At 60.3% G+C, this 25,373-nt stretch carries 20 protein-coding genes, 6 tRNA genes and 1 other RNA gene; 10 read left to right on the top strand and 17 right to left on the bottom strand.

Annotated features, from left to right (window positions below; translation table 11 throughout):
- Positions 1-9: 9 nt before the first annotated feature.
- On the bottom strand, positions 10-1,008 hold the full coding sequence (locus tag ACJ8PI_RS13370) for a bile acid:sodium symporter family protein (protein ID WP_164134899.1): 999 nt from the start codon (positions 1,006-1,008) through the stop codon (positions 10-12).
- Between the two features lie 96 nt (positions 1,009-1,104).
- On the opposite strand from ACJ8PI_RS13370, the gene ACJ8PI_RS13365 reads away from it, so the two are divergent.
- Positions 1,105-2,025 carry a LysR family transcriptional regulator gene (locus tag ACJ8PI_RS13365; protein ID WP_164134900.1) on the top strand — a complete coding sequence of 307 codons (921 nt, stop codon included), beginning with the start codon at positions 1,105-1,107 and terminating at the stop codon, positions 2,023-2,025.
- Between the two features lies 1 nt (position 2,026).
- On the opposite strand, the gene ACJ8PI_RS13360 is transcribed toward ACJ8PI_RS13365, so the two are convergent.
- Both ACJ8PI_RS13360 and ACJ8PI_RS13355 read right to left on the bottom strand, forming a co-directional pair.
- A complete protein-coding gene (locus tag ACJ8PI_RS13360) occupies positions 2,027-2,494 on the bottom strand; it encodes a FlxA-like family protein (RefSeq protein ID WP_033649835.1) in 468 nt (155 codons plus the stop codon).
- A 52-nt stretch (positions 2,495-2,546) separates the two neighbouring features.
- Positions 2,547-3,095 (bottom strand): nucleotidyltransferase family protein, encoded by a 549-nt coding sequence (locus ACJ8PI_RS13355; RefSeq protein WP_033654985.1) that lies wholly within the window; start codon positions 3,093-3,095, stop codon positions 2,547-2,549.
- A 159-nt stretch (positions 3,096-3,254) separates the two neighbouring features.
- Here ACJ8PI_RS13355 and ACJ8PI_RS13350 point away from each other — a divergent pair, with 159 nt between their 5' ends.
- Both ACJ8PI_RS13350 and eutC read left to right on the top strand, forming a co-directional pair.
- Entirely contained in the window at positions 3,255-4,640 is a 1,386-nt protein-coding gene (locus ACJ8PI_RS13350; protein ID WP_094859994.1) for an ethanolamine ammonia-lyase subunit EutB, read from the top strand.
- On the top strand, positions 4,637-5,428 hold the full coding sequence (gene eutC / locus ACJ8PI_RS13345; RefSeq protein WP_033654983.1) for an ethanolamine ammonia-lyase subunit EutC: 792 nt from the start codon (positions 4,637-4,639) through the stop codon (positions 5,426-5,428). The genes ACJ8PI_RS13350 and eutC overlap by 4 nt, the downstream gene beginning before the upstream one ends.
- Here the strand turns inward: eutC and ACJ8PI_RS13340 are convergent.
- A complete protein-coding gene (locus ACJ8PI_RS13340) occupies positions 5,407-6,309 on the bottom strand; it encodes a LysR family transcriptional regulator (protein WP_033654982.1) in 903 nt (300 codons plus the stop codon). The two genes, eutC and ACJ8PI_RS13340, sit on opposite strands and share 22 nt — an antisense overlap.
- 451 nt (positions 6,310-6,760) lie before the next feature.
- Here ACJ8PI_RS13340 and budA point away from each other — a divergent pair, with 451 nt between their 5' ends.
- The 3 genes from budA (at position 6,761) to ACJ8PI_RS13325 (ending at position 10,987) form a co-directional block, all read left to right on the top strand.
- Complete coding sequence (budA, locus tag ACJ8PI_RS13335) at positions 6,761-7,540, top strand: acetolactate decarboxylase (protein ID WP_033635443.1); 780 nt, start codon at positions 6,761-6,763, stop codon at positions 7,538-7,540.
- A 32-nt stretch (positions 7,541-7,572) separates the two neighbouring features.
- A complete protein-coding gene (gene alsS, locus ACJ8PI_RS13330; protein ID WP_033635442.1) occupies positions 7,573-9,258 on the top strand; it encodes an acetolactate synthase AlsS in 1,686 nt (561 codons plus the stop codon).
- 142 nt (positions 9,259-9,400) lie between these two features.
- Positions 9,401-10,987, top strand: a complete 1,587-nt coding sequence (locus tag ACJ8PI_RS13325) for an ABC transporter substrate-binding protein (protein ID WP_041036166.1) — start codon at positions 9,401-9,403, stop codon at positions 10,985-10,987.
- 35 nt (positions 10,988-11,022) lie between these two features.
- Here the strand turns inward: ACJ8PI_RS13325 and ACJ8PI_RS13320 are convergent, their stop codons facing one another.
- On the bottom strand, positions 11,023-13,185 hold the full coding sequence (locus ACJ8PI_RS13320) for a TonB-dependent siderophore receptor (RefSeq protein WP_060430752.1): 2,163 nt from the start codon (positions 13,183-13,185) through the stop codon (positions 11,023-11,025).
- A 277-nt stretch (positions 13,186-13,462) separates the two neighbouring features.
- Here ACJ8PI_RS13320 and fes point away from each other — a divergent pair, with 277 nt between their 5' ends.
- Positions 13,463-14,746 carry an enterochelin esterase gene (gene fes / locus ACJ8PI_RS13315; protein ID WP_049213199.1) on the top strand — a complete coding sequence of 428 codons (1,284 nt, stop codon included), beginning with the start codon at positions 13,463-13,465 and terminating at the stop codon, positions 14,744-14,746.
- A gap of 37 nt (positions 14,747-14,783) precedes the next feature.
- Here fes and ACJ8PI_RS13310 read toward each other — a convergent pair whose 3' ends face one another.
- From ACJ8PI_RS13310 to ACJ8PI_RS13270, 9 genes are all read right to left on the bottom strand, one after another.
- A complete protein-coding gene (locus ACJ8PI_RS13310; protein ID WP_041038072.1) occupies positions 14,784-15,590 on the bottom strand; it encodes an ABC transporter ATP-binding protein in 807 nt (268 codons plus the stop codon).
- A 17-nt stretch (positions 15,591-15,607) separates the two neighbouring features.
- Positions 15,608-16,645, bottom strand: coding sequence for an iron-enterobactin ABC transporter permease (gene fepG / locus ACJ8PI_RS13305; protein WP_033635436.1), 1,038 nt, complete (start codon positions 16,643-16,645; stop codon positions 15,608-15,610).
- Positions 16,645-17,700 carry a Fe(3+)-siderophore ABC transporter permease gene (gene fepD / locus ACJ8PI_RS13300; RefSeq protein ID WP_033635435.1) on the bottom strand — a complete coding sequence of 352 codons (1,056 nt, stop codon included), beginning with the start codon at positions 17,698-17,700 and terminating at the stop codon, positions 16,645-16,647. The genes fepG and fepD overlap by 1 nt, the downstream gene beginning before the upstream one ends.
- Positions 17,701-17,915: 215 nt before the next feature.
- Positions 17,916-18,923, bottom strand: coding sequence for a Fe2+-enterobactin ABC transporter substrate-binding protein (gene fepB, locus ACJ8PI_RS13295; protein WP_033649828.1), 1,008 nt, complete (start codon positions 18,921-18,923; stop codon positions 17,916-17,918).
- A 205-nt stretch (positions 18,924-19,128) separates the two neighbouring features.
- Positions 19,129-19,252, bottom strand: a non-coding RNA gene (locus tag ACJ8PI_RS13290) — RtT sRNA.
- Positions 19,253-19,327: 75 nt separating this feature from the next.
- Positions 19,328-19,403: transfer RNA gene (locus ACJ8PI_RS13285), tRNA-Lys, on the bottom strand.
- 7 nt (positions 19,404-19,410) lie between these two features.
- Positions 19,411-19,486 (bottom strand) — tRNA-Val (locus ACJ8PI_RS13280).
- Between the two features lie 38 nt (positions 19,487-19,524).
- Positions 19,525-19,600: transfer RNA gene (locus tag ACJ8PI_RS13275), tRNA-Val, on the bottom strand.
- A gap of 28 nt (positions 19,601-19,628) precedes the next feature.
- Positions 19,629-19,704, bottom strand: a tRNA-Val gene (locus ACJ8PI_RS13270).
- A 294-nt stretch (positions 19,705-19,998) separates the two neighbouring features.
- Here ACJ8PI_RS13270 and gltX point away from each other — a divergent pair.
- Positions 19,999-21,414 (top strand): glutamate--tRNA ligase, encoded by a 1,416-nt coding sequence (gene gltX, locus ACJ8PI_RS13265; protein WP_319861194.1) that lies wholly within the window; start codon positions 19,999-20,001, stop codon positions 21,412-21,414.
- A 66-nt stretch (positions 21,415-21,480) separates the two neighbouring features.
- Here the strand turns inward: gltX and ACJ8PI_RS13260 are convergent, their stop codons facing one another.
- Positions 21,481-22,266 carry a formate/nitrite transporter family protein gene (locus ACJ8PI_RS13260; protein ID WP_041036155.1) on the bottom strand — a complete coding sequence of 262 codons (786 nt, stop codon included), beginning with the start codon at positions 22,264-22,266 and terminating at the stop codon, positions 21,481-21,483.
- Between the two features lie 308 nt (positions 22,267-22,574).
- On the opposite strand from ACJ8PI_RS13260, the gene ACJ8PI_RS13255 reads away from it, so the two are divergent.
- Together ACJ8PI_RS13255 and ACJ8PI_RS13250 are read left to right on the top strand one after the other, a co-directional pair.
- A tRNA-Ala gene (locus ACJ8PI_RS13255) sits at positions 22,575-22,650 on the top strand.
- 60 nt (positions 22,651-22,710) lie between these two features.
- A tRNA-Ala gene (locus tag ACJ8PI_RS13250) sits at positions 22,711-22,786 on the top strand.
- Between the two features lie 125 nt (positions 22,787-22,911).
- Here the strand turns inward: ACJ8PI_RS13250 and ACJ8PI_RS13245 are convergent.
- Both ACJ8PI_RS13245 and ACJ8PI_RS13240 read right to left on the bottom strand, forming a co-directional pair.
- On the bottom strand, positions 22,912-23,886 hold the full coding sequence (locus ACJ8PI_RS13245) for a fimbrial protein (protein ID WP_033635432.1): 975 nt from the start codon (positions 23,884-23,886) through the stop codon (positions 22,912-22,914).
- A 232-nt stretch (positions 23,887-24,118) separates the two neighbouring features.
- Complete coding sequence (locus ACJ8PI_RS13240; protein WP_164134480.1) at positions 24,119-25,243, bottom strand: fimbrial protein; 1,125 nt, start codon at positions 25,241-25,243, stop codon at positions 24,119-24,121.
- Positions 25,244-25,373: the final 130 nt, after the last annotated feature.

Here is a 25,373-nt window from a genome sequence, read left to right as displayed (position 1 = left end):
CGTCTTTTTTTACCCGCGCGACACCTGCGCGTTGGCGTTGGGCACCGCCTGTTGCGCCTGCTGCTTGCGCTGATACCTTTTCGCCAGCACCGCACAGGTCATCAGCTGCACCTGATGGAACACCATCAGCGGCAGCACCATGAGCCCCACCGTCGCCGCCGGGAACAGGATATTGGCCATCGGAATGCCGTTCGCCAGGCTCTTCTTCGAGCCGCAGAACACGATGGTGATCTCGTCCGCCTTGCTGAACCCCAGCCAGCGCGCCATGTAGGTGTTCACCACCAGCACGATCGTCAGCAGCACGATGCTGCCGCCGACGATAAACGCCAGCGAACCGATCCCCACCTGATGCCAGATGCCGTGCGTCACCGCCTCGCTGAAGGCGGCGTACACCACCAGCAGGATCGAGGTCTGGTCGGTTTTGCCGATCAGCGGGCGATGGCGCTCGATCCAGCCGCCGATCAGCGGTCGCAGCAGGTGGCCGGCGACGAACGGCACCAGCAGTTGCAGCACGATCGAGCCCACCTGCCGCAGGCTGCCGGTATCGCCGTGCACGTTCATCAGCAGGCCGACCAACAGCGGCGACACGAAGATCCCCAGCAGGCTGGAGGCGGAGGCGCTGCACACCGCCGCCGCCACGTTGCCGCCCGCCAGCGAAGTGAAGGCGATGGCCGACTGCACGGTGGCGGGCAGGATGCACAGGTAGATGAAACCGGCGTACAGCTCGGGGCTGACGTCGATCGGCGCCCACCAGGCGAACAGCATCCCCAGCGCCGGAAAAATGATGAAGGTGCTGAACATCACCCACAGATGCAGCCGCCAGTTATTGCTGCCGGCCAGGATGGCCTCGCGCGACAGCTTGGCGCCGTGCATGAAGAACAGCAGGGCGATGGCGGCGATGGTCAGGACGTTGAGCCAGCCGACGAACTCGCCGCGCGCCGGCAGGAAAGAAGCCAGCAGCACGGTGGCGATCAGCGTCAGGGTAAAACGATCGGGCAGGAATCTCATGGCGATGCGCTCGGGTAGAAAATCGATGGGGCTATTCTCCCGCGTGGGCATATAATAATTAAATTGATTTATTTAATTTATATATGAATAAAACACATGAATTACTCACTCAAACAGCTGCGGGTGTTCGTCGCTGTCGCCCGCCACGGCAGCTTCAGCCGCGCCGGCGAGGCGATCGGCCTGACGCAATCGGCGGTCAGCCACAGCGTGAAAGAGCTGGAGGTGGAGGTCGGCGTTCGCCTGCTGGATCGCACCACGCGTGAAGTGGTGTTGACCGACGCCGGCCTGCGGCTGGCCAACCGGGTCGAACGGCTGCTGGACGAACTGCAGGCCGCGTTGCTGGATGCGCGCAGCTTTGGCGTACAGCGCAGCGGCACGGTGCGGGTGGCGACCAGCCAGACCATTTCCGCCCATCTGATGCCGCAGTGCATCGCCGCCGGCGAACGCGAATACCCGGAGATCCGCATCATGCTGCGCGATCAGGCGCAGCAGCAGGTGCTGCACAGCGTGCGCAACGCCGAGGTGGATTTCGGCATCGTGGTCGATCCGGTGCAGGCGGTGGATCTGGAGTGCGAAGCGGTGCTGCATGAACCGTTCCTGCTGCTGTGCCGCGACGACCACCCGTTTGCTGCGCAGCAAGAGGTGCGTTGGTCGGCGTTAAACGGCTGCCGCCTGGTGTTGCAGGATTACGCGTCGGGCAGCCGGCCGTTGATCGACAGCGCGCTGAGGCAGCAGGGCGTCGAGGCGCAGGTGGTGCAGGAAATCGGCCATCCGGCCACGCTGTTCCCGATGGTGGCGGAGGGGATCGGCATCAGCATCTTCCCGGCGTTGGCGCTGCCGCTGCCGGAAGGGGGGCGGCTCCGGGTGCGGCGGCTGGTGCCGGAGATCAACCGCGCGCTGATGCTGGTGCGGCGTAAAAATCGCTCGCTGACGCCGGCGGCGGAGGCCATCTGGCAGGTCGCGCGTCAGCAGGCGGCGCTGCTGCACCAGCGCCGGCAGGAAAACGCGGAATATTGACTCAGATATAGACGTCCACTGCGTTGAGCGGCGTCGGGCGGTTTACGCCGTCGCCGGCTTGCGCCGCGGCTTTTTCCATTTGCTCCTGCTGCTGCTTTTCCATTTCTTCTTTCTGGATGCGCGCGATCTCGGCCTGCAGCATCTTGATCTGCGCTTCGATCAGCTGTTTCTGCTTCTCGATCTCTTTGGGATCGGCGCTGGAGTCCTTCAGCTCCACCAGCTTTTGCTGCAGAGCCTGAATCTGCCGGTTCAGCGCCTTGATGCGCGCCGAAGCGCGGCTTTCGTTGAGATTTGCCGGTTCGTCATTGCCGTTGGCGCCTTCGCTTTTCTTCGCCTTGCCGCCTTCCGGCTGGTTGTTGACCGGTTTGGCCATCAGCAATTCGCCCTGATGGCCCGGCGCGCTGAAGACGTTGCTGACGCCGGGAACGGTATTTTTGATCGGTACGATCATGGTGATGCTGGTCGACATGGATGCTCTCCCTGAGTCGGTATATCGCTGTTCAAGGTATCGGCAGCGGCGGCTAAATCTTTACCTGCCGCAGGCGCGGCCAATGCTGCAGCCAGCCTTTGTCGAGCACCCGCTGGGCATAGGCAGCGCGATCGCCGTTTTTCACGTTGAAGGTGATGGTGTCGCCGAACAGCGCCGCGAGCCCGAAGGGAGCCACCAGCGTGAGGCTGTCGTCGGCGTTCAGGCGCGCGCCGATCGCCGTTTCCACTTCGGTCCAGAAGCTGATGGCCTCTTCGCTGTTGCGGTAAGGCGCCCGGCCGCCGCGCAGATGCATGCGCGCCTGATTCTTGACCGACCACGGCTGCGGCAGCCATTGCTGCAGCCGCGCCTCCAGCATGCGATCGCGCTCGGCGTCCGCACGCTCTGCATCGAAGTGGATCACGTCGATATCGTTGAGCGGCGTGGGCTCCACATAGCCGTGGCGCCGATCCCACACCAGATTGCGTACGAAGCCGGCGCCGAGGCACCAGTCATTCAGGCCGAGCCGGCGCACGGTGCGCAGGGCGGCCATGCGCGCGTCATCTTGTTGCAGCCAGTCGATAATTTGCCGTTGCGGATCCATCACCCCTCCTGTTTTCGCGGCTACTGTAACCCGAAGCGGCGGCGGGTGAAATGGCAGGAAGCACGATGATGGCGATCGCAGGCAAATTAATTTTCTTCTCTCACTGACTACACTTGGTGCAGGGCTTTTATCTCGTCACTCGGGGCAAGGGAGGGGGCTATGTATCAGGCAACGGTGGGCCAACGCGGCTATCGCTTCGGCGATCTGCGTCAGCTGATGGCGAAGGCTTCGCCGGCGCGTTCCGGCGATTATCTGGCGGAGGTGGCGGCGCACAGCGCCGAAGAGCGCATGGCGGCGCGCATCGCGCTGGCGGACTTGCCGCTCAAGGCATTCCTGCAGCAGGCGCTGGTGCCCTACGAACAGGACGAGGTGACGCGCCTGATTATCGACGGCCACGATGCCGCCGCCTTCGAGCCCATCTCGCACCTCACGGTCGGCGATTTTCGCGACTGGCTGTTGAGCGAGCAGGCGGACAGCGCCATGCTGGCGCAGGTGGCGGCCGGCATCACGCCGGAGATGGCGGCGGCGGTGAGCAAGATCATGCGCAATCAGGATCTGATTTTGGTGGCCAAGAAGTGCCGGGTGGTGACGCGCTTTCGCAATACGATTGGCCTGCCGGGCCACCTCAGCGTGCGGCTGCAGCCCAATCACCCGACCGACAGCCTGCAGGGCATCGCCGCCAGCATGCTGGACGGCCTGTTGTACGGCAGCGGCGACGCGGTGGTCGGCATCAATCCGGCCAGCGACAGCCTGCCGCTGCTGGAAAAGCTCAACTACATGCTGGACGACGTGATCCAGCGCTTTGCCATTCCCACCCAATCCTGCGTGTTGACCCACGTGACCAACACGCTGCGGCTGATAGAGCGCGGCGCGCCGGTGGATCTGGTGTTTCAGTCGATCGCCGGTACCGAAGCGGCCAATCGCGGCTTCGGCATTAATCTGGCGCTGCTGGCGGAAGCGCAGCAGGCGGCGCTGAGCCTCAGGCGCGGCACGCTGGGCGACAACGTGATGTATTTCGAAACCGGGCAGGGCAGTTGCCTGTCGGCCAATGCCCATCACGGCGTCGATCAGCAAACCTGCGAGGCGCGCGCCTATGCGGTGGCGCGCCATTTCTCGCCGCTGCTGATCAACACCGTGGTAGGGTTTATCGGCCCCGAATACCTGTATGACGGCAAGCAAATTATCCGCGCCGGGCTGGAGGACCACTTCTGCGGCAAGCTGCTCGGGCTGCCGCTGGGCTGCGACGTCTGCTACACCAACCATGCCGAAGCCGATCAGGACGACATGGACACGCTGCTGACGCTGTTGGCTGCCGCCGGGTTGACGTTCCTGATCGGCGTGCCGGGCGCGGACGACATCATGCTCAACTACCAAAGCACGTCGTTCCATGACGCGCTCTATATCCGCGAGCTGCTGGGGCTGAAGCACGCACCGGAGTTCGCCGCCTGGCTGGCGGCGATGAACATCACCGACGAACGCGGGCGGCTGCGCGATGCCGCCGCCAATCATCCGCTGTTGCTGGCGCTGCAGGGAGAACGCACATGAGCAAACCGGTTCACGTCAACAGCTGGGACGCGCTGCGCGCCTTTACCGATGCGCGCATCGCGCTGGGGCGCACCGGCGCCAGCCTGCCGACCGACGAACTGCTGCGCTTCGGCCTCGCTCATGCCCAGGCGCGCGACGCGGTGCATCAGCCTTTCGACAGCGAGCGGCTGGCGGCGGATCTGCACGATGCCGGTTGGCCCACGCTGGCGGTGCACAGCCAGGCCGCCGACCGCGCCGCCTATCTGCGCCGGCCGGATCTGGGGCGGCGGTTGGCGTCGGATAGCCGCAGCCTGCTGCTCGGTTCGCCATCGCGCCGCGTCGATCTGCTGCTGATAGTGGCGGACGGCCTCTCCTCCAAGGCGGTGCACCGCCAGGCGCTGCCGCTGCTGCAGGCGCTGCGGCCCTATCTCGATACGCTGGGGCTGACCGTTGCGCCGGTGGTGCTGGCGCATCAGGCGCGGGTGGCGCTGGGGGATGAGATCGGCGAATGCCTGCAAGCCCGGGCGGTGGCGGTGCTGATCGGCGAACGGCCGGGGCTGTCGTCGCCGGACAGCCTGGGTGTCTATATGACCTGGGGGCCGAACGCGCGCAGAACGGACGCCGAGCGCAATTGCATCTCCAACGTGCGCCCCGAGGGGCTGGATTACCCGCAGGCGGCGTTCAAATTGGCCTGGCTGCTGGAGCAGGCGTTCCAGCGCCGGCTGACCGGCGTCGAACTGAAAGACGAGAGTGACAACCCGGCGCTGCGCGGCCGGGTAACGCCGCTTTACCCCCAGTTGGGCGGCTGACCGAGGGTTTGCTGCAGCAGGGCGGTGAAGGCCGCCAGCCGGGCGGACACCTTCGCCATCGGGCGCAGCAGATAGATGCCTTGCTGCTCATGGCGCGGATCTTCGAGCATCTGCACCAGTTGCCCGTGCTGCACGTCCGGCCCCACCACCCAGTTGGGCAGAAAGGCGATGCCGAGCCCGAGCAGCGCCGCCTGACGCTGCGCGGTGAAGTCGTCGCAGCGCAGCGCCATGGTGCAGCGGCTCATCAGCGCCGCGTCGAGGATCTGCGCCCAGCAGGCCGGCTGCTGCTTGTGGTAGCGGGCGATCAGCCGATGCTGCGGCAGCGCTTCCAGATCGGCCGGCAGGCCATAGCGAGCGACATAGGCGGGGCTGGCGCACATCACCCAGCGTTGGGTGGCGATGCGGCTGGCATATAGCGCGCTGTCCTTCTGTTCGCCGATGCGGAGGGCGGCGTCGAGCCGCTCCTGCGTCGGATCGGTCTGGCGTTCGGTCAGATCGAGGTCGACCGACAGCTGCGGGTAGCGTTCCGCCAGCGTCGGCAGCAGCGGCAGCACATAGGTTTTGCCGAAAGTTGGCAGGCAGCTGATGCGCAGCGTGCCCTGCGGCGTTTCGTTCAGCGCGCTCAGCTCGGCGCGAAGGCCGGTGATGTCCGTCATCAGCGCGGCGGCGCGCGTCAGCAGCAGTTCGCCGGCGTCGGTCAGCAGCAGGCCACGGGTGGAGCGCACGAACAGCGCGGCGCCGAGCGCGCTTTCCAGAGCGTCGATGTGGCGCACCAGCGAGGAGGGCACCATGCCCAGCCGGCGCGCGGCGGCGGAAAAGCTGCCCAGGCGGGCGACGTCGAGAAAAATTGGCAGATGTTCTACATAGCGGGCGTCATTCATTTTTGCATTATATGCAAAAGCGTTTCTTATGAATACCCGCTTCTCTGCCGGCGGCGCGGCGGCTACTCTGGCTGCGGGTTGACGACGGGCTTCGGCGCCGTCCCATCCCGGCCGCATAGAGAGAAAACGCATAAACCTCGCGGCGCTTAGTACCAAATAGCAGATGTTTTTCCCAGGCCGCGTGAGCCGCCTGCGGAGTTGATTGCCGCTCCAACACCAGATTAACCGTTCAATTTGATAACCGGTTCAGTCTCAATGATTAGTAAGCCTTTACTTTATCTCATTCTGATCTGATGCCTGGTTATCGGCCGGCCAGCCGTGCCGGTTTTTTTTGTCGCCTCAGGCTGAATCGTTCCAACTGATGAACGCGCCTTGGGGGCATCTTGGCTCACCGTCGGTGGGTCTTTTGAACGCGCGGAACCGCGGTTTCGCGCTGGTGGAGGAGTCAGTCATGAACGAAAAACACGGGTGTGCCTGTGCGCGCCATTTGGCGCAGGGTTTTGCTAGGCAGTCGATCAACGCCGGGGAGGGCGAAATCTATCAAATCTCGCTGATGAGCGCGCTCATCGACGGGGTCTACGAGGGTGAAACCACCATTGCCGAGCTGCTCAAGCACGGCGATTTCGGCCTCGGCACCTTCAATCACTTGGACGGCGAACTGATCGCTTTCGACCAGGAAATACACCAGCTGCGCGCCGACGGCAGCGCCCGGCCGGCCGGCCTGCAACAGCAAACCCCCTTCGCCGTCGTCACCTTTTTCCAGCCCAGCGTCAGCCAGCAATTCGACCGGCCGATCACCAAGGCGCAGCTGCACCAGTGCATCGACGAGCAGGTCGCCTCGCCGAACCTGTTTTGCGCGGTGCGGGTCGACGGCGAGTTCAGCCACGTGGAAACCCGCACCGTGCCGCGCCAGGAGCGGCCTTACCGCCCGATGCTGGAGGCGATAGAAGAGCAGCCGACCTTCTCGTTCCATCAGCGGCGCGGCACGCTGGTTGGTTTCCGCTCGCCGGATTACATGCAGGGCATCGGCGTGGCCGGCTATCACGAACACTTCGTTACCGACGACCGCAGCGGCGGCGGCCACGTGCTGGACTATCAGCTCGATCATGGCCGTCTGCAGTTCGGCGTCATCACGCGTCTCAATCTTCAGTTACCGCATGATGCGGATTTCTTGCGCGCCAACCTCTGCCCAGAGGATTTGGATCGCGCGATTCGTTCCGCCGAGGGCTAACCCCGGCGATCGTTTTCTTAGGAGGTGGAACCATGGCACAGGAAAAAACAGGCAATGACTGGCAATGCGGCGCCGATTTGGTGGTGAAAAACCTGGAAGCGCAGGGCGTCAAACACGTTTTCGGCATTCCGGGCGCCAAGATCGACCGGGTGTTCGACTCGCTGGAGGACGCGCCATCGATTGAAACGGTGGTGGTGCGGCATGAGGCCAACGCGGCCTTTATGGCGGCGGCGGTCGGGCGCCTGACCGGCAAGGCCGGGGTGGCGCTGGTCACCTCCGGGCCGGGCAGCTCCAACCTGATCACCGGGCTGGCCACCGCCACTTCGGAAGGGGATGCGGTGGTGGCCTTCGGCGGGGCGGTGAAGCGCGCCGACAGCCTGAAACAGACGCACCAGAGCATGGATACCGTCAGCATGTTCCGGCCGGTGACCAAGTATTGCGCCGAAGTGCATGCCGGTTCGGCAATTTCCGAGGTGATCGCCAACGCCTTTCGCCGCGCCGAGTTCGGCCGGCCGGGGGCGTCGTTCGTCAGCCTGCCGATGGATATCGTCAATGAACCGGTCAGCGCGCCGGTGCTGGCCGGCTGCCGCTTGCCGCGCATGGGGGCCGCGGCGGCGGACGACATTCAGGCGGCGGTGAAACTGATCCGGCAGGCCAAATGCCCGGTATTGCTGCTCGGCCTGCAGGCCAGCCGGCCGGAGAACAGCGAGGCGGTGCGCCATCTGCTGTACCGCACCCATATGCCGGTGGTCGGCACCTATCAGGCGGCGGGGGTGATCGACGTCAACCACTTCGCCCGTTTCGCCGGCCGCGTCGGCCTGTTCAACAACCAGCCGGCCGATCAGCTGTTGCAGAAGGCCGATCTGGTGGTCAGCGTCGGCTATGATCCGATCGAATACGATCCATGCATGTGGAACAGCCACGGGCGGCTGAAACTAGTGCACATCGACGTGCTGCCGGCGGATATCGACACCTGCTATCGGCCGGACGTCGAGCTGGTGGGCAACATCAGCGCCACGCTGAACATGATGACCGAAACGTTCACTGAGGCGGTCTGCGTGCCGCCGGAGGTGGAGCTGATCCTCACCGATCTCGGCCGCCAACGCACGGAACTGGCGGAGCGCGCCGCGCGCCGCGGCGGCATGCCGATCCACCCGCTGCGCATCGTCAAGGAGCTGCAGGACATCGTCAGCGACGACGTAACCCTGTGCGTGGACATGGGCAGTTTCCATATCTGGATCGCCCGCTACCTGTACAGTTTCCGCGCCCGTCAGCTGTTGATCTCCAACGGCCAGCAAACCATGGGGGTGGCGTTGCCGTGGGCCATCGGCGCGGCGCTGGTGCGCCCTGGCGATAAAGTGGTGTCTATCTCCGGCGACGGCGGGTTCATGCAGTCGAGCATGGAGCTGGAGACCGCGGTGCGGCTGAAAAACAACATCGTGCACGTCATCTGGGTCGATAACGCCTACAACATGGTGGAGATGCAGGAAGTGAACAAATACCAGCGCAAATCCGGCGTGGAGTTTGGGCCGATCGACTTCAAAGCCTACGCGGAATCCTGCGGCGCGGTCGGTTTCGCCGTGCAGTCGGTGGACGATCTGCGGCCGATGCTGCGCAAGGCGATGGCGATCCAGGGGCCGGTGGTGGTGGCCATTCCGGTCGACTACGCCGACAACTATAAGCTGATGGCGCAGATGAACTTCAGCCAGATGATTTAATTTCATCATCCTCGCGCCGTTTCACCGGGCAGGCCGCATGCGCGCCTGCCCGTTTTTATGCGCGGAATTTGTCCTTTACATCGCTAACCGCATGATTTATTGCTAACCGTTGGGCTGTTTTTTCACCACTGGGGATAGCGCAATGAAAAGAAAAGCAATAACGATCGGGCTGCTGGCGTTGGCGATTGCCGGCGGCGCGCGGGCCAATACGCTGGTCTACTGTTCCGAAGGCTCGCCGGAAGGCTTCAACCCGCAGCTGTTCACCTCCGGCACCACGGTGGACGCCAGTTCGGCGGCGATCTACAACCGGCTGGTGGACTTCAAACCCGGCACCGTCGAGCTGCAACCCAGCCTGGCGGAAAGCTGGGAGGTGAGCGAGGACGGCAAGCGCTATACCTTCCACCTGCGCAAGGGCGTGGCATTCCAGAGCAATAAATATTTCACGCCCACCCGCGATTTCAACGCCGATGACGTCATTTTCTCGTTTATGCGGCAAAAGGACGCCAACAACCCGTATCACAAGGTCTCCAACGGCGCCTACACCAACTTCGAGTCGATGGAGTTCGGCACGCTGATCGACCGGATCGTCAAGGTGGACGACAACACCGTGCGCTTTGAGCTCTCCCGCGCCGAGGCGCCGTTCGTCGCCGATTTGGGCATGTACTTCGCCACCATTTTTTCGGCGGAATATGCCGACGCGATGCTGAAGGCCGGCACGCCGCAGCGGGTGGACAACGATCCGATCGGCACCGGGCCGTTCCAGCTGGTGCAGTATCAGAAAGACGCGAAAATCCTCTACAAGGCGTTCGATCGTTACTGGGAAGGCAAACCGAAGATCGATCGGCTGGTGTTCTCGATCACGCCGGATGCGACGGTGCGTTACGCCAAGCTGCAAAAGAACGAGTGCCAGGTGATGCCTTTCCCCAATCCGGCGGATCTGGCGCGCATGCGGCAGGACGGCAACCTTCAGGTGATGGAAAAATCCGGCTTGAATATCGGCTTCCTGGCGTTCAACACCCAGAAGAAACCGTTGGATAACGTCAAGGTGCGCCAGGCGTTGGCGCTGGCGGTCAACAAGCCGGCGATCATCGAGGCGGTGTTCCACGGCGCCGGCCAGCCGGCCAAGAACCTGCTGCCGCCGACCCAGTGGGGCAGCAACGCGCAGCTTGAAGACTACCCGTATTCGCCGGAGCGGGCGAAGCAGCTGTTGCAGGAGGCCGGGCTGGGGCAGGGGTTCGACATCGATCTGTGGGCGATGCCGGTGCAGCGGCCCTATAACCCCAACGCCAAACGCATGGCGGAGATGATCCAGGCCGACTGGGCCAAGATCGGCGTGCGCGCCAAAATCGTCACCTTCGAGTGGGGCGAATATTTGCAGCGGATTAAAAACGGCGAGCATCAGACCGCGCTGATGGGCTGGACCACCGCCAACGGCGATCCGGACAACTTCTTCGGCCCGCTGTTCACCTGCGCTTCGCTCGGCGGTTCCAACTCGGCGAAATGGTGCTACAAACCGTTCGACCAGTTGATCCTGCAGGCGCGCGAGGAGAACGATCACGCCAAGCGGGTGGCGATGTACCAGCAGGCGCAGGTGATGATGCACGATCAGATGCCGGCGCTGATGATCGCGCACTCGACCATCTTCGAACCGGTGCGCAAGGAAGTGAAAGGCTACGAGATAGACCCGTTCGGCAAACACATCTTCAAGCAGGTATCGCTGGAGAAATAAAGCAGGGCGCCGCGGCAATGCGGCGCCCAAAGGTTTTACCAGCTGTAGCTGACCGTGGCGGTGACGGTGCGGCCGCTGCCGTAGAAACAGGCGTCCACGCCGCCGCAGGACGAAACGTAATGCTTGTCGGTCAGGTTGTTGACGTTAACCTGCAGCGCGGCGCCTGCCAGGCTCGGAGCCACTTCTGCCAATTCGTAGCGCGCCATCCAGTCATACAGCGTAAAGGCCGGCACTTTGTAGGTGTTGGTCGCATCGCCTTGGCTGGCGCCGTTGTAACGTACCCCAGCGCCGGTGGAGAAGCCTTTCAGCGGCCCTTGCAGGAAGCTGTAGGTTCCCCAGGCGGAGGCGGCGTGCGTCGGCACCATCACCAGCGTCTTGCCGCGCTGATCGTCGACATAGGTTTCTTTGGTAACGATGTCGGTATAGGTGTAGGCCGCCATGAGCGCGATGGCCGGGGTGAGCTGTGAATGCACTTCGGCTTCCAGCCCCTTGGAACGCACTTTGCCGATCTGCTCCTTGTATTTGGTTACCGGGTTGGTGGAGCTGACGTTTTTCTGCGTCAGATCGAACAACGCCAGCGTCATCAGCGTGTTGCTGTTCTTCGGCTGGAATTTCACGCCGATTTCGGTTTGTTCACCGGTGGTGGGCTTGAACGGATCGGTGCCCGGCGCGCCGGTATCGAGGTTGGGTTCAAACGATGTGCTGTAGCTGATGTACGGGGCAATGCCGTTGTCAAAGGCGTACAGCAGGCCGCTGCGGCCAGTCAGCTTGGTGTCGTTTTGCTGACTGTCGCTGGATCTCAACATGTCCTGAGTGCGCAGCTCGGTCCAGTCGTTGCGCAGCGACAACAACAAATTCCAACCGCCGTAGCTCATCTGATCCTGCAGATAAACGCCGAGTTGGTCCAGCACCTTGCGGTTATCGGTGACCTTCGGCAATGCGCTTTCGTTGACCGGCATGCCGTAAACCGGCCGAGTCCAGTCGAGGAAATAGCCCGCGCTGTCGCCGCGCCAGTTTTGGGTATTGACCTTGCTCCACTTGTAGTCAAGGCCGGTCAACACGCTGTGCTCGACGTCGCCGGTGCTGAATTGCGCTTTCAGTTGGTTATCCAACCCCAGCTCATGGGATTTGACGATATCTTTTTGCGGACGGCGCTGCAGCAGCGTGCTGTTTTTGGCTTGCGACATGAACACCAGATATTTGTAACGTTCATCCACCGTGGTGTAACGCATGTTCTGCTGGAAAGAGAAAACGTCGTTAATATAGTGCTCGAAGATATAGCCGAACGAGGTTTGTTCGCGGCGAGCCTGGTTGAAACCGGGATCGCTGACGTTGAAATCATACGGCAGATAGCCGGCGCTGCTTTTGATCGCCACGCCGGAGGTCGGCAGGAAGTTGCGGTAGCCGTTCTCCGGTTCCTTTTGATAGCTGGTCAACAGGGTGAACGTCGTGTCTTCATTGGCGATATAGGTCAGCGCCGGTGCGATGGCGAAGCGTTTTTCCTTGTGATCTTTGATGCCGGTCTCTTTGGTGCCGGCGATGCCGTTAAGGCGATACAGCAGTTTGGCATCTTCGTCCAATGCGCCGCCGAAGTCGAAAGCGGCCTCTCCTTGATGCAGGTTGCCCGCGCTCAATTGCAGTTTGCGAATAGCCTGGGCGACGGGCCGCTTGCTGGTCATCGCCACCAGCCCACCCGGGTTGGCCTGGCCGTACAGCACAGAAGCCGGGCCGCGCACCACCTCAACGCGTTCAAGCAGCCAGGGGTCGATCTGGCCGCTTTGATAGCTCAGGCCGTCCAGATATTTTGGGGCGTAACGAAAGCCGCGTACGATCACTTCGTCGCTGCGGTTAGAGGTGCCGCGGTATTCCGCCACGACGCCGCTGGAGTATCGCAGCGCCTGAGCGACGGAAGCCGCATCCTGCTGATCCATTTGATCGCGCGTGACGACGGTGATGGCCTGCGGCGTTTTTACCAACGGCGCGGCGCTTTTGGTTCCCGCCGCGCTTTCTTTGGCGACGATGCCCTGCAGCGGCGCGGTGACGTTTTCCTGTGCGCCGGCGACGACGGTGATATCACGCTCAACGTTGTCGGTTCCGGCCTGTACGCCCGGCGCCAGCAGCATGGCTGAGGTCAGCAAGAGCTTGGCGACTGGGTGACGCAGAGGTTGATTGGCGGTATTTTGGGGGTGTTCTGACATTTTTCATCCCTTAAAAAACAATTTTATATCAAGCTATTGCTGTCTTTTTTCATTTGGCGCCGCCGAGAAGGGCTGCGCAGTTCCTTGCCATAAATGAACGGTGGACGAATCGCTTACCGTTTTGCAGAGCCACGCTTCGAAGTGGCCTTGTTGACCTCAGGCGCGTTGATTTATAATTGGTTACATTTTATTGAAAATACAAATGATTCTCAATACCATTTGCATTATTCAAGAAAACAAAAAACGCCGGGTGCGGTGAACAGGGGAAAAAGGAAAAATGCATTCGCTTCATGCCGATGGCCTGGTGCTCAACCTGCTGCAAAGGCCCGATCTCGGCGGAAAAGATTGGTGGCGTCAGGTCGCGGAGTTGGGAACGCCGCTCGTCGAATCGCTGCCCGCAGCGCAGGTGCGCGTTACCTTTTTCTGGCGCGACCCGTGGGGCGATGAACGGCGCTCGCCGATTAAAAAGGTGTATGTCGATATCAACTGCGTGACCGACCATCACAGCCCTTCGCCACAGAGTCTGGAACGCCGGCCGGGTAGCGATATTTGGTGGTGGCAGTTCACTGTTCGCGAAGATTGGCGAGGCAGTTACAGTTTTATACCCATTGAGACGGCGCAACTGCCGCCCGCTTTTACCGGCGATGCGGCTCAGCGTCGGCAGCAGCAGCGTCAGTGGTGGTGTTCGTTGTTTCCGTTGATGCGCCATGATCCGCTCAATCCGGTGGCGCCGCACTGCAGCAGCCGCGGCTTCCCGTTGTCTGCGATACATTTGCCGGCGGCGCCGGATCAATCAGCGTGGCGGGCGTTGGACGCCGGGCAAGCATTGCCCGCCGCGTCTGGGCGTTTGCAGCACTTCTTTTGGCACAGCGAACGATTGGCTAACCGACGCAACATCTGGCTGTACGCCACCGGCGCAGGGGAAGACCGCCCGTTAGTCGTACTGCTGGACGGGCAATTTTGGCTGCATGGCATACCGATTTTTTCCGCACTGGACGCCGAGACGCTTAACGGAAGGCTGCCGTCGGCGCTTTATCTGTTTATCGACGTGATAGACATGGCGCGGCGTGCGGAAGAATTGGCCTGCAATGCGGCTTTCTGGCGGGCGGTGCAAGAGGAGCTGCTGCCGCAGGTGGCGGAGCGTGCGCCTTACAGCGACGATCCGCAGCGCACGGTGGTGGCGGGGCAGAGTTACGGCGGGTTGGCGGCGTTGTATGCCGGGTTGCATTGGCCGCAGCGTTTCGGCTGCGTATTGACCCAGTCGGGTTCTTTCTGGTGGCCGCATATTGAAGCGATGATTAACCCGGCTGAGGAGTATGACGCCGACGTCGGCTGGTTGACTGAACAGGTGCGGCGGGGCTTGTGCGCCGCGACGCCGCTGCGCGTCTTTCAGGAAGCCGGTGAAGGGGAGAGGGATATTCATCAGGTCAATCGCCAAATGCATCGGGCGCTGGTGGAGGCGGGGCATCGGGTCGATTATCGCGTGTTCGCCGGCGGGCATGATGCCGTCTGCTGGCGCGGCGGTTTGCTCGACGGATTGCGGGCGCTGTTGGCTCCCTAGTCATGGATAAACGAAGGCCGGGCTAACCCGGCCTTTTTCATGCCTGCGGCGTGTCGCAGTGGTAGCGGCCGCGCGGGATCACCAGCGGCGTGTGGGACAGCGGATCGTCGATGATCATGCACGGCATGCCGAATACCCGTTCCACCAGCTCGGCGGTGATGATCTCCGCCGGTTTCCCCTCCGCCACGATCTTGCCGTCGCGCATAGCGATGATGTGATCGGCATAGCGGCAGGCGTGGTTGAGATCGTGCAGCACCGCGATGAGGGTTTGGCCGTGCTCGCGGTTGAGCTGGCGGAACAGATCCAGCAGCTCGATCTGATGCGCGATGTCCAGATAGGTGGTCGGTTCATCCAGCAGCAGCAGCGGCGTTTGCTGCGCCAACGCCATCGCCACCCAGACGCGCTGGCGCTGCCCGCCGGACAGCTCGTCGACGCTGCGGTCCGCCAGCTGGCCGACGTTGGTGGCCGCCATGGCGGCTTCCACCGCCTGTTTGTCGGCTTGCGTCCACTGTTTCAGCAGGCTCTGGTGCGGGTAGCGGCCGCGCGACACCAGATCCGCCACGGTAATGCTGTCCGGTGCGATCGAGGTTTGCGGCAGCAGCCCAAGCTCGCGCGCCAGCGCCTTGGTGGCGAAGCTGCTGATGTTCTTGCCGTCCAGCATCACCTCGCCGGCGCTGGGTTTCAGCAGGCGGCACAGGGCGCGCAGCAGCGTCGATTTGCCGCAGGCGTTCGGCCCGACGATCACCGTGAAGGCGCCGTCGGGGATCGCCACGCTCAGATCGTCAGCGATGATTTTATTGTCGTAGCCCAGCTTCAGATGCGAGGCGTGCAGGCGGTGGCTCATGGCATTGTCATTCTTCATTATCTGCGGGCCTCACGGATGAGCAGCCAAATCAGGTACAGACCGCCGATGCAGACGGTCACGACCCCGACCGGCAGTTGGATCGGTGCGAAAAGATGTTGGGACACTACGTCGGCGCCGAGCAGCAGCGCCGCACCCATCAGCGCCGAGGACGTCAGGGTGACCGAGGATTGGCCGGCCAGGCGGCGGGCGATCTGCGGCGCCGCCAGCGCGATGAAGGAAATCGGCCCGGCGGTGGCGGTGACGGCGGCGGTGAGGGTGACGCCGAACAGCATCAGCCACAGCCGGCTGCCTTCGGCGTTCACGCCCAGCGCGCGCGCCGTATCGTCGCCCATTTCCAGCAGCTGCAGCCGTTTGCCCATCAGCAGCGCGGCCGCGGCCGCCAGCACGATGAACGCCGTGGCGGGTTGGGCTTTCTGCCAGGTCATGCCGTTGAGCGAACCGGCCTGCCACATGGCGGCGTCCATGGCGCGCTCCAGCGAGGCGGTGATGATCAGCCAGGTATTGGTGGAGACCAATACCGCGCTGATGGCGATGCCGACGATGATCAGCCGGAAGCCGGCGATGCCTTGCCGCCAGGCCAGCAGGTAGATGGCCAGCGCGGCGAGAATGCCGCCGGCCAGCGCGCCGCCGGCGATGTAGTAATAGCCGCCGTTGAACAGGGTGATGGCGATCAGCGCGCCGGTGTAAGCCCCCATGTTAAAGCCAATCACGTCCGGGCTGCCGAGCGGGTTGCGGATAATCGACTGGAAAATGGCGCCGCTCATGCCGAGCGCGGCGCCTAACAGCAGCGCCATGGCGATACGCGGCAAGCGCCATTGGGTAACCACGGTGACCAGATTTTTCGGCGCCTCGCCGCTGAGCGCGGCAAAGACCTGCTCCAGCGAGAGCTGCAGCGTGCCGTAGCACAGCGCGGCAACGGCCATCGCCAGGCACAACGCCAGCAGCGAAAGGTTGACCAGCAGCAGGCGCAGCGGCATGCGCCAGTTGATGACGCCGTCCGGGCGGCCGATATGCAACGTGTGGGGCAGACTCATCACAGCCCCCCCAGCGTTTTCTTGCGGCGCACCAGCCAGATCAGCACCGGCGCGCCGATGAAGGCCGCCACGATGGAAACCCGCAGCTCACCGGCCGCCAGCAGACGGCCGACCACGTCGGCGCACAGCAGTAAAATCGGCGCCAGCAGCATGGAGTAGGGCAGGATCCAGCGCTGGTCGGGGCCGACCCACCAGCGGGCGATGTGCGGCACCATCAGGCCGATAAAGCTAATTGGGCCGACGGTGGCGGTTGCCGCGCCGCACAGCAGCGTGATGGCGATCACCGCGATGACCTGAGTCAGCACCACGCGCGCGCCGAGCGCGATAGCCAGATCTTCCCCCATGCCGATGGTATTCAGCGGCCGGGCGATGAGCAGCGTCAGCAGGCAGCCGAGCAAAATGGCGGGGGCGGTGACCGGCAGCGTGGACAGCGTGCGGATATCCAGCGTGCCGGCCTGCCAGAAGCGCAGTTGATCGAAGGTTTGCGGATCGATCAGCGACAGCCCGGTGGTGATGCCGAGCAGCACCGCGCCGATCGCCACGCCGGCCAGGGTCAGCCGCACCGGGTTGATGCGCCCGCCCGCCAGCGTGCCGATCAGGTAGACCAGCAGAGTGGTGAGGGCGGCACCGACAAAGGCGTAGGCCATATAGCTTTCGGTGGTGGCGGCGCCGAAAAACATGATGCCGATGACCACGGCGAAGCTGGCGCCGGCGTTGATGCCGAGCACGCCGGGATCGGCCAACGGATTGCGCGTCAAGGCCTGAATCAGCGCGCCGGCGGCGCCGAGCGCCATGCCGGCCAAGATGCCCGCCAGCGTACGGGGCACCCGGGCGTTGAGAATGATGGTGCTGTCGGAACCGCTCGCGGCGCCCTGCAGGCTGAGCCAGACGGTGTGGAAGGGGATGGCTTTGGAACCCAGCATCAGGCTGGCAATGATACACAGCAGCAACAGCGCCAAGCCGATACCGAACCCGGCGATGCGTTTGAAGCCACTGGCGTAAGCTGCGTGCGGTGCGGACGAAAGCGTCCGCTCAGTCGGAGTGGGTACGTTCACACCGGTAACTCCTGTATGATTTTTATTCTCATTGTTATTTGCGTTCATGCGGGGTGCCAATAGTAGCACGAGTTTACGCCCGCATGCACCCGCCGGTTGGTGGCGCAGGTGCGTTGACGATGTTAATAACTATTGATATTTCAATTGATTGAATGTGAACGGTTGCCCTGTTTATGGCAAACGTCGGCAGGAGGCTGACCCGCCGACGGCGTGGTTCAGGGCTTTTTGAACAGCCGTTCGATTTGGTTCAGCATGTTGGTGGCGCTGTAGTAATCGAGGCGGAAGGTGTCGTTGCCGACGGCATAGACGTGCCGCTGTTCCACCGGCTCCAGATGTTTGAGGAACGGGTTGGTCAGCACCTCTTGCACTTTGCGCTCGTTGGTGGCGAACAGGATCAGCGTTTTGCCGTTCAGGCCCTCGGCCATTTTTTCGCCGGAGATCTGGATGATGTCATGGCGTTTACCCATGCTGGTGTTGCCTTTGGCGCTTTCCGGCGGGGTGGCCAGCTGGAAGCCGAGCTGCGTCAGCAGCTTGCCCTGGGCGGAACCCGGCGTCCACAGCATGGCCTCGCGGCCGTTGTCGGCATACACCAGCGGAGTGGTCGGCTGCGGCGGCAGCGCGATCGCCTGCTTCACTTGCTCCACGCGCTGTTCGAAACGATCCTCCGCCTGTTTGGCGCCGGCTTCATGGCCGGTGATCTCGCCGAGCTCGCTGGCCAGCTGCTGCCAGCTCTTGTCGCCATAGTCGAGCACCAGCGTCGGCGCAATGGCGGACAGCTGGTCATACAGCTTCAACGCCGAATCACCGCCGGTGGCGGCGACGACGATCAAATCCGGTGCGGCGGCGGCGACGGCTTCGGCATTGGGCTCCACCTGGTACAGCCGTTCGACGTGGCGCTGTTTGGCCACTTCGCTCCACTGGGTAAAGAAGCCTTGCTTATCGGCCACCAGGGGATTTGGGCTGGTGGCGGCGCTGGCGACCACCGGGGCGTCGATAGCCAGCAGCGTGCCGGTGATGGTGACGCTGGTGGACACGATGCGCTGCGGCGGTTTTTCCAGCGTGAATTTCCCTTTGACGCTGTCGATGGTGCGCGGCCAACTGCTGTCGGCAGCGGGGGCGGACGGTTTCTGCCCGTCGCTCTGGTCGTCCGGGCCGCAGCCGCTGAGCAGCAGGCTGGAAGTGGCGATAAATGCAATGAACAGCTGGCGTAAGGATAGGGTCATGAGCGGGCTCTTTCTTTCCTTGAACTAAGGCTTATCAATCCGGCGGCGGATTGGCTGCGTGGTGGATGCCCGCTAATTTACCATCCAAGCCGGCAAAATGATAACCATTCGTATCTCAGCGCGTGGTGAATAGTGAGAATAAGGAGAAAGTGGAGGTGAGTGCGGCAGAAACGAAAAAAGCGCCAAAAGGCGCTTTTCTCTGAATTGGTGGGTCGTGCAGGATTGATTCGGCCTTTGGCCTCACCCTGCGGGCAACGCTGCGCGTTGTCGTATCGCTGCGCGATGCTCGAACCTCTACGGCTCTTCATCCTTCACGACTCGGTAAACTATGCCTGCAAGAAGATAAAGTCAGAGTTGGGTGGCGCAGAAACGAAAAAAGCGCCAAAAGGCGCTTTTCTCTGAATTGGTGGGTCGTGCAGGATTCGAACCTGCGACCAATTGATTAAAAGTCAACTGCTCTACCAACTGAGCTAACGACCCGCAGAAGTGGTGGGTGATGACGGGCTCGAACCGCCGACCCCCTCCGTGTAAAGGAGATGCTCTACCAACTGAGCTAATCACCCACTTCAGGACTTCCAGGTACTGCTAAACGAGATAATGATGGTGGGTGATGACGGGCTCGAACCGCCGACCCCCTCCGTGTAAAGGAGATGCTCTACCAACTGAGCTAATCACCCTCATTCGTTCTCATTTTTCTCAACAAGATGGTGGGCGATGACGGGCTCGAACCGCCGACCCCCTCCGTGTAAAGGAGATGCTCTACCAACTGAGCTAATCGCCCCGTCTTGTTGGAGTCGCATTATAGGGATAGTTCAAAGTGAGTCAACGGTTTTTAAAATGATTTCAATCGTTCGCCGCAAATTTAGGCAGGGCGCGATAATTATCGCCAACGGCGCCGATTCTTTGCGCAACGCTATGCGAAACTCGCCGCAAAACGCGCGAAATCGACCGGCGCAATATCGTGTCGGCGTTGAGGAATTAGCGCGTGGTGATACAATGTCGTCCACTCTTTTTTCAATTCCGAGCAATCGTCGGCAACCGCCGACACGCGTTGCGTAATAAGGCAGTGAACCCAATGAAAATCAAAACCCGTTTTGCACCGAGCCCGACCGGCTATCTTCACGTCGGCGGCGCGCGTACCGCACTTTATTCCTGGTTGTTCAGCCGCCATGCGGGCGGTGAGTTCGTTCTGCGTATCGAAGATACCGATCTGGAACGCTCCACCCAGGACGCGATCGACGCAATTATGGATGGCATGAACTGGTTGAACCTGGATTGGGATGAAGGCCCGTATTTCCAGACCAAGCGTTTCGATCGTTACAACGCGGTCATCGACGAGATGCTGGAGCAGGGCACTGCCTATAAATGCTATTGCTCCAAGGAACGTCTGGAAGCGCTGCGCGAGAAGCAGATGGAAAACGGCGAGAAGCCGCGCTACGACGGCCATTGCCGCGACAGCCAGTGCAGCCACACCGACGACGAGCCGCACGTGGTGCGCTTCCGCAACCCGCAGGAAGGCTCGGTGATCTTCGACGACAAAATTCGCGGCCCGATCGAATTCAGCAACCAGGAGCTGGACGATCTGATCATTCGCCGCACCGACGGTTCGCCAACCTATAACTTCTGCGTCGTCGTCGATGACTGGGACATGGAAATCACTCATGTGATCCGCGGCGAAGACCATATCAACAACACCCCGCGCCAGATCAATATTCTCAAAGCGCTGGGCGCGCCGGTGCCGGAATACGCACACGTGTCGATGATCCTCGGCGACGACGGTAAAAAATTGTCCAAGCGTCACGGCGCCGTGGGCGTTATGCAGTACCGCGACGACGGCTATCTGCCGCAGGCGCTGCTGAACTACCTGGTGCGTCTGGGCTGGTCCCACGGCGATCAGGAGATCTTCTCCATCGATGAGATGAAAGAGTTCTTCACGCTGGAAGCGATCAACAAATCCGCCAGCGCGTTCAACAACGAAAAGCTGCAGTGGCTGAACCACCACTACATCAACCATATGCCGGCGGAAGAAGTGGCGGTGCATCTGGCGTGGCACGTTGAGCAACTGGGCCTTGAAACCCGCAACGGCCCGGAACTGAAAGACATCGTCAAGCTGCTGGGCGAGCGTTGCAAAACGCTGAAAGAGATGGCGGAGTCTTGCCGCTACTTCTATGAAGACTTCAGCGAGTTCGACGCAGACGCGGCCAAGAAGCACCTGCGCCCGGTGGCGCGTCAGCCGCTGGAAGCGGTGCGCGCCAAGCTGGCTGCCATCACCGTCTGGACGCCGGAAAACGTGCACGACGCCATTCAGGGCACGGCGGATGAGCTGGGTGTCGGCATGGGCAAAGTCGGCATGCCGCTGCGCGTTGCGGTGACCGGCGCCGGTCAGTCGCCGGGCATGGACGTGACCGTGCATGCGATCGGCCAGAAGCGTTCGCTGCAGCGCATCGACATGGCGCTGGCTTACATCGCCGAGCGCGAAGCGCAAGCCTGATTTGCTGATACGCCTTAAAGAAAAAGCCCCGTGGAGCGATCCCGGGGCTTTTTTCATGGCGGTGTGTCAGGCTTGCTCGCCGGCCGGCAAACCCGGGCGGTAGGCGAGGAAATACATCAGCCCGACAAAACCGGCGCCCCCCAGCGCGTTGCCGAGAAATACCGCGACGAAATTGGGCAGATACTGCTCCCAGCCCATGCCGCCGGCAAAGATGGCCGCCGGGATGATGAACATATTCGCCACCACGTGCTGGAAGCCGATGGCGACAAAAGCCATGACCGGGAACCACATGCCGATCACTTTGCCCGGCACATCCTTGCTGGCGAAGGCTAACCACACCGCCAGGCACACCAGCCAGTTGCAGCCGACGCCGGAAATGAAGGCGTGCAGGAAGTCCGCATCCACTTTGGCCTGCGCGATCGCCAGCGTCTTATGCAAGAATGCGCCTTCGGTCAGGCCCAGCAAATGGCCGAAGAAGTAGGCGACGGCCAGGCTGCCGGCCAGGTTGGCCAGGGTGACCCAAAACCAGTTGCGCAGCACGGCGATGGCGGGGATTTCGCGGGCAAACCAGGCCATCGGCAAGGTCATCATGTTGCCGGTCAGCAGTTCGCCGCCGGCCAGAATAGTCAGGATCAAACCGATAGGAAAGACCGCGGCACCCAACAGGGCACCGAAAGAGCCCCATTCGGCCGGCAGGGTGCCGATGACGTGAATATCCAGCAGAAAGCCGGTGGCAATAAAGGCGCCGGCGAGAAAGCCCAGAATCAGCAGATTAGCGAGCGGGGCGCGGCTTTTGTTTACCCCGGCCTGAACGGCGAGGGCGGCGATTTCTTTTGGTGAATGCAAAGACATGACGGACTCGGTTTATAGTAATGAAGTTTATGGCGCGGGCAGTCTATGCCGCTCGGGAGTCCGACTCAAGCGCATTTCGTTAACATTCCATTAATTAAAAATCAATGTGATATGCAGGGTCTTTTGCCATTTTGAGATGTAGCGCGCAAAATGGATGAACTCTGCGCAAAGTGATGATTTTTTGGCGCCAAAGATGCTGATTTGGCGGCTTTTTCAACGCTTGATTCAGTAATTCAATTTAGCCGTTGACAGCTTTGAGCGGGTTTCATATTATGCGCCCCGTTCACAGCACAAAGTGATTGTGGAACGGGGCTATAGCTCAGCTGGGAGAGCGCTTGCATGGCATGCAAGAGGTCGACGGTTCGATCCCGTCTAGCTCCACCAAACTTCTTCTCAGAGAGGTTGGGGAATACCGTAACGCCGGTCAACGCGTACCACTTTTGTGGGGCTATAGCTCAGCTGGGAGAGCGCTTGCATGGCATGCAAGAGGTCGACGGTTCGATCCCGTCTAGCTCCACCACCATTTAAAAAGCCGACCTTAGGGTCGGCTTTTTGCTTTATGCGTGCGTCTAATGCTTGCCTGACGCTTGGAAAAATGACTCTGGCTTTCCGATAGCTCGGAGTTATGCCGCCAGCTCACCAAAACTAGCGATATGACACGGTGAATTGAGCCACGGCATTGACTTCTCCCGGCGTAACTTTTTCTTCCGTTTGATAATATTGCACGCTGAGCGGGATTTCGTTCATCCCTACCAGCGTCTGGTTTAGCATGCCGGTTTTCGTCCCCAACTCAAAGGGAATGCCGTTACGCAGTATCTGCAGACCAACGCCGGTGGCCGCCTCTTTTGATGGGATAACGGCCAATACCTGACGATTGCCATTAACCATGTCACCGCGTATCTCCAGATCGACTTTAGTGTTGACATTGCACTCCATCGCGATGTTAAAAGGGGTATTTCCCGCCGTGGCCCCTATACCAGAGAGCGTCCGCCGGTTGATTTTTCCCAGGAAAACCTGTTTCGACGGCGTGCTGAGGCGGCAACCTTCCACTGCGATATTGACGGCAGGAAAATAGGTCTCACCCAGCCGTCTGGCGTTGGTTGCTCTCAAGCAGGTATAGTTAAAGGAGAAAGGGGAAAATGCAGACATGGCACCAGATTGTATGTCGCCGGTCTTGACCAGATAATATTTGAAGTTTCCGCCAAGAACATAGTTCACGGGTGTATTACGCGGCGCATAAATATCCCAAAGCCCCGGTTGGTCATTGAGCGACATGGCAATGCCGACCCCCTGCCAACCAGTCTGATAGACGGGAATACCGTGGTATTGTAATGCTGTCGCACTCAAGTGGGTATAGGCTTGCAACACCAGATCGCCGGGTTCGCCAAAGGAGAACTGTATGGCATTAGCCAACAGCCTGACGGAAAAGTAAGATTCCCCACGACCGATAAGATCGCCGACTTTAACGCCTGCCGGGACGGTAATGCCGGATTGCTCGATTTTTAGCGGATGATGCCATATCGCATAGCAATCGCCCTCACTTTGGGCTGAAAAGGAAAATAATAAGACCAGGATGCCAGCGATCCTGGCTATAGCTGTTGTTTTAAATAGCGTTGACATATTCACTTTTCCTATTAGATATTGCTCGAACTGCACATAGTGTTATTTTTATCTATCAATTTTTTATATAAACGATGGGCGCTCATCCTTCGGCCATCATGTAGTTTTCTAGCGTTAGTTGTATGAATATTTTTGATATGACTGATATTGCATACTGAAGCACTGGGTGCACGGAACAGAGGCGTCGTTTATGTGCCAATGTGGCTTGGAGCCCCTCTTATTCCACAAAGGGCTATCGATATGAAACGGTGAATTGGGCGATGGCGCTCACGTCTCCCGGCGTTATGTTCGCCTCTGTTTGGTAAAACCTTGCCAGAAATGAAAGGGAATTCTGGCCGAGCAGCGTTGTATCTAATGCATTAATTTTGTTGCCTAAATCAAATGGGGCACCGTTGCGCAGAATCTGCAACCCGACGCCTTTAGCCGCATTGTCAGTATGATTAATTGCCAATACCTGGTTGTTGCCACTCACCGTTTGCCCTCTGATTTCCAGGTCTACTTTGGCATCTGAGTTACATTCTAAAGTAATATCGAACGGAGTTTCGCCAGCGGTACTTCCAATACCGGAGAATTCTTTTCTATTCACTTCTCCCAAATGGACGTATTTGATTGGCGTGGTTAATCGGCAACCTTCCACTGAGACGTTGGTAGCGGGAAACTTTGGATGACCGAGTCTAAAGGCTCTACCGGCGATCCGCAAACACGCATAGTTCATCAGGAATGGCTCAAATTGCGGCATCACACCCGGTTTAATATCTCCGATTTTTACGAGATAGTATTTAAAATTTGCCGAAAGTATATAATAAGGCGGCGTTGGGTTCGGTCCAGAAAACTCTGGAATACCGGCATGGTTATTTAATGACATTGCAATGCCAATGCCTTCCCAGGAGGTTTTATAGACGGGGATGCCATTGTGTTTAAAACCGGTTGAGGTCAGGTAGGTGAACGGTTGTACCACGAAATGTCCGTATCCGAAAATCGCTTCGCCATTTGACAGTACCTTAACGGAAAAATCCAATTCGCCTTGCCCCAGAACTGCCCCGTTTGACGCATCTGCCGGAACAACGATCGGACTCTGGCTAATATATGGCGGTATATGATACATTGCCCGGCAATCTTCATCTCCGGCATAAGTTTTCGCGGAGTATAAAAATACCAGAGCAAGCGAAATAATCCCATGCAATATTATTTTTGCTTTATCTAGTGATTTTCTTCCTATCATTGTCTTTTTCCTTTCAACCGCTAATGAAGTGTTTACCATGCCGTGATGAAGATAACAAAGGTTCGCCTGACATGAAGCTTCGATTGGGTTCTTGTGCATCATTTTTTTTGTCTTCAATGGGATTGCAGGATTCATCGCAAAACCAGTCAGTGTTTATATTTGATAATATTAACAGAGCAGATGCGAACACCAGTATGTAAATAATTACGACTGCTTTCATCATGTCGTTTCTCTACGCTGTGCTGTTTAATTACAAACATGCCTT

Source organism: Serratia sp. CY82433, assembly GCF_052166535.1.
Classification (GTDB): Bacteria; Pseudomonadota; Gammaproteobacteria; order Enterobacterales; family Enterobacteriaceae; genus Serratia; species Serratia sarumanii.
The sequence above is the reverse complement of the archived record's forward strand: the minus strand, read 5'-3'. Positions and strand labels throughout refer to the sequence as shown.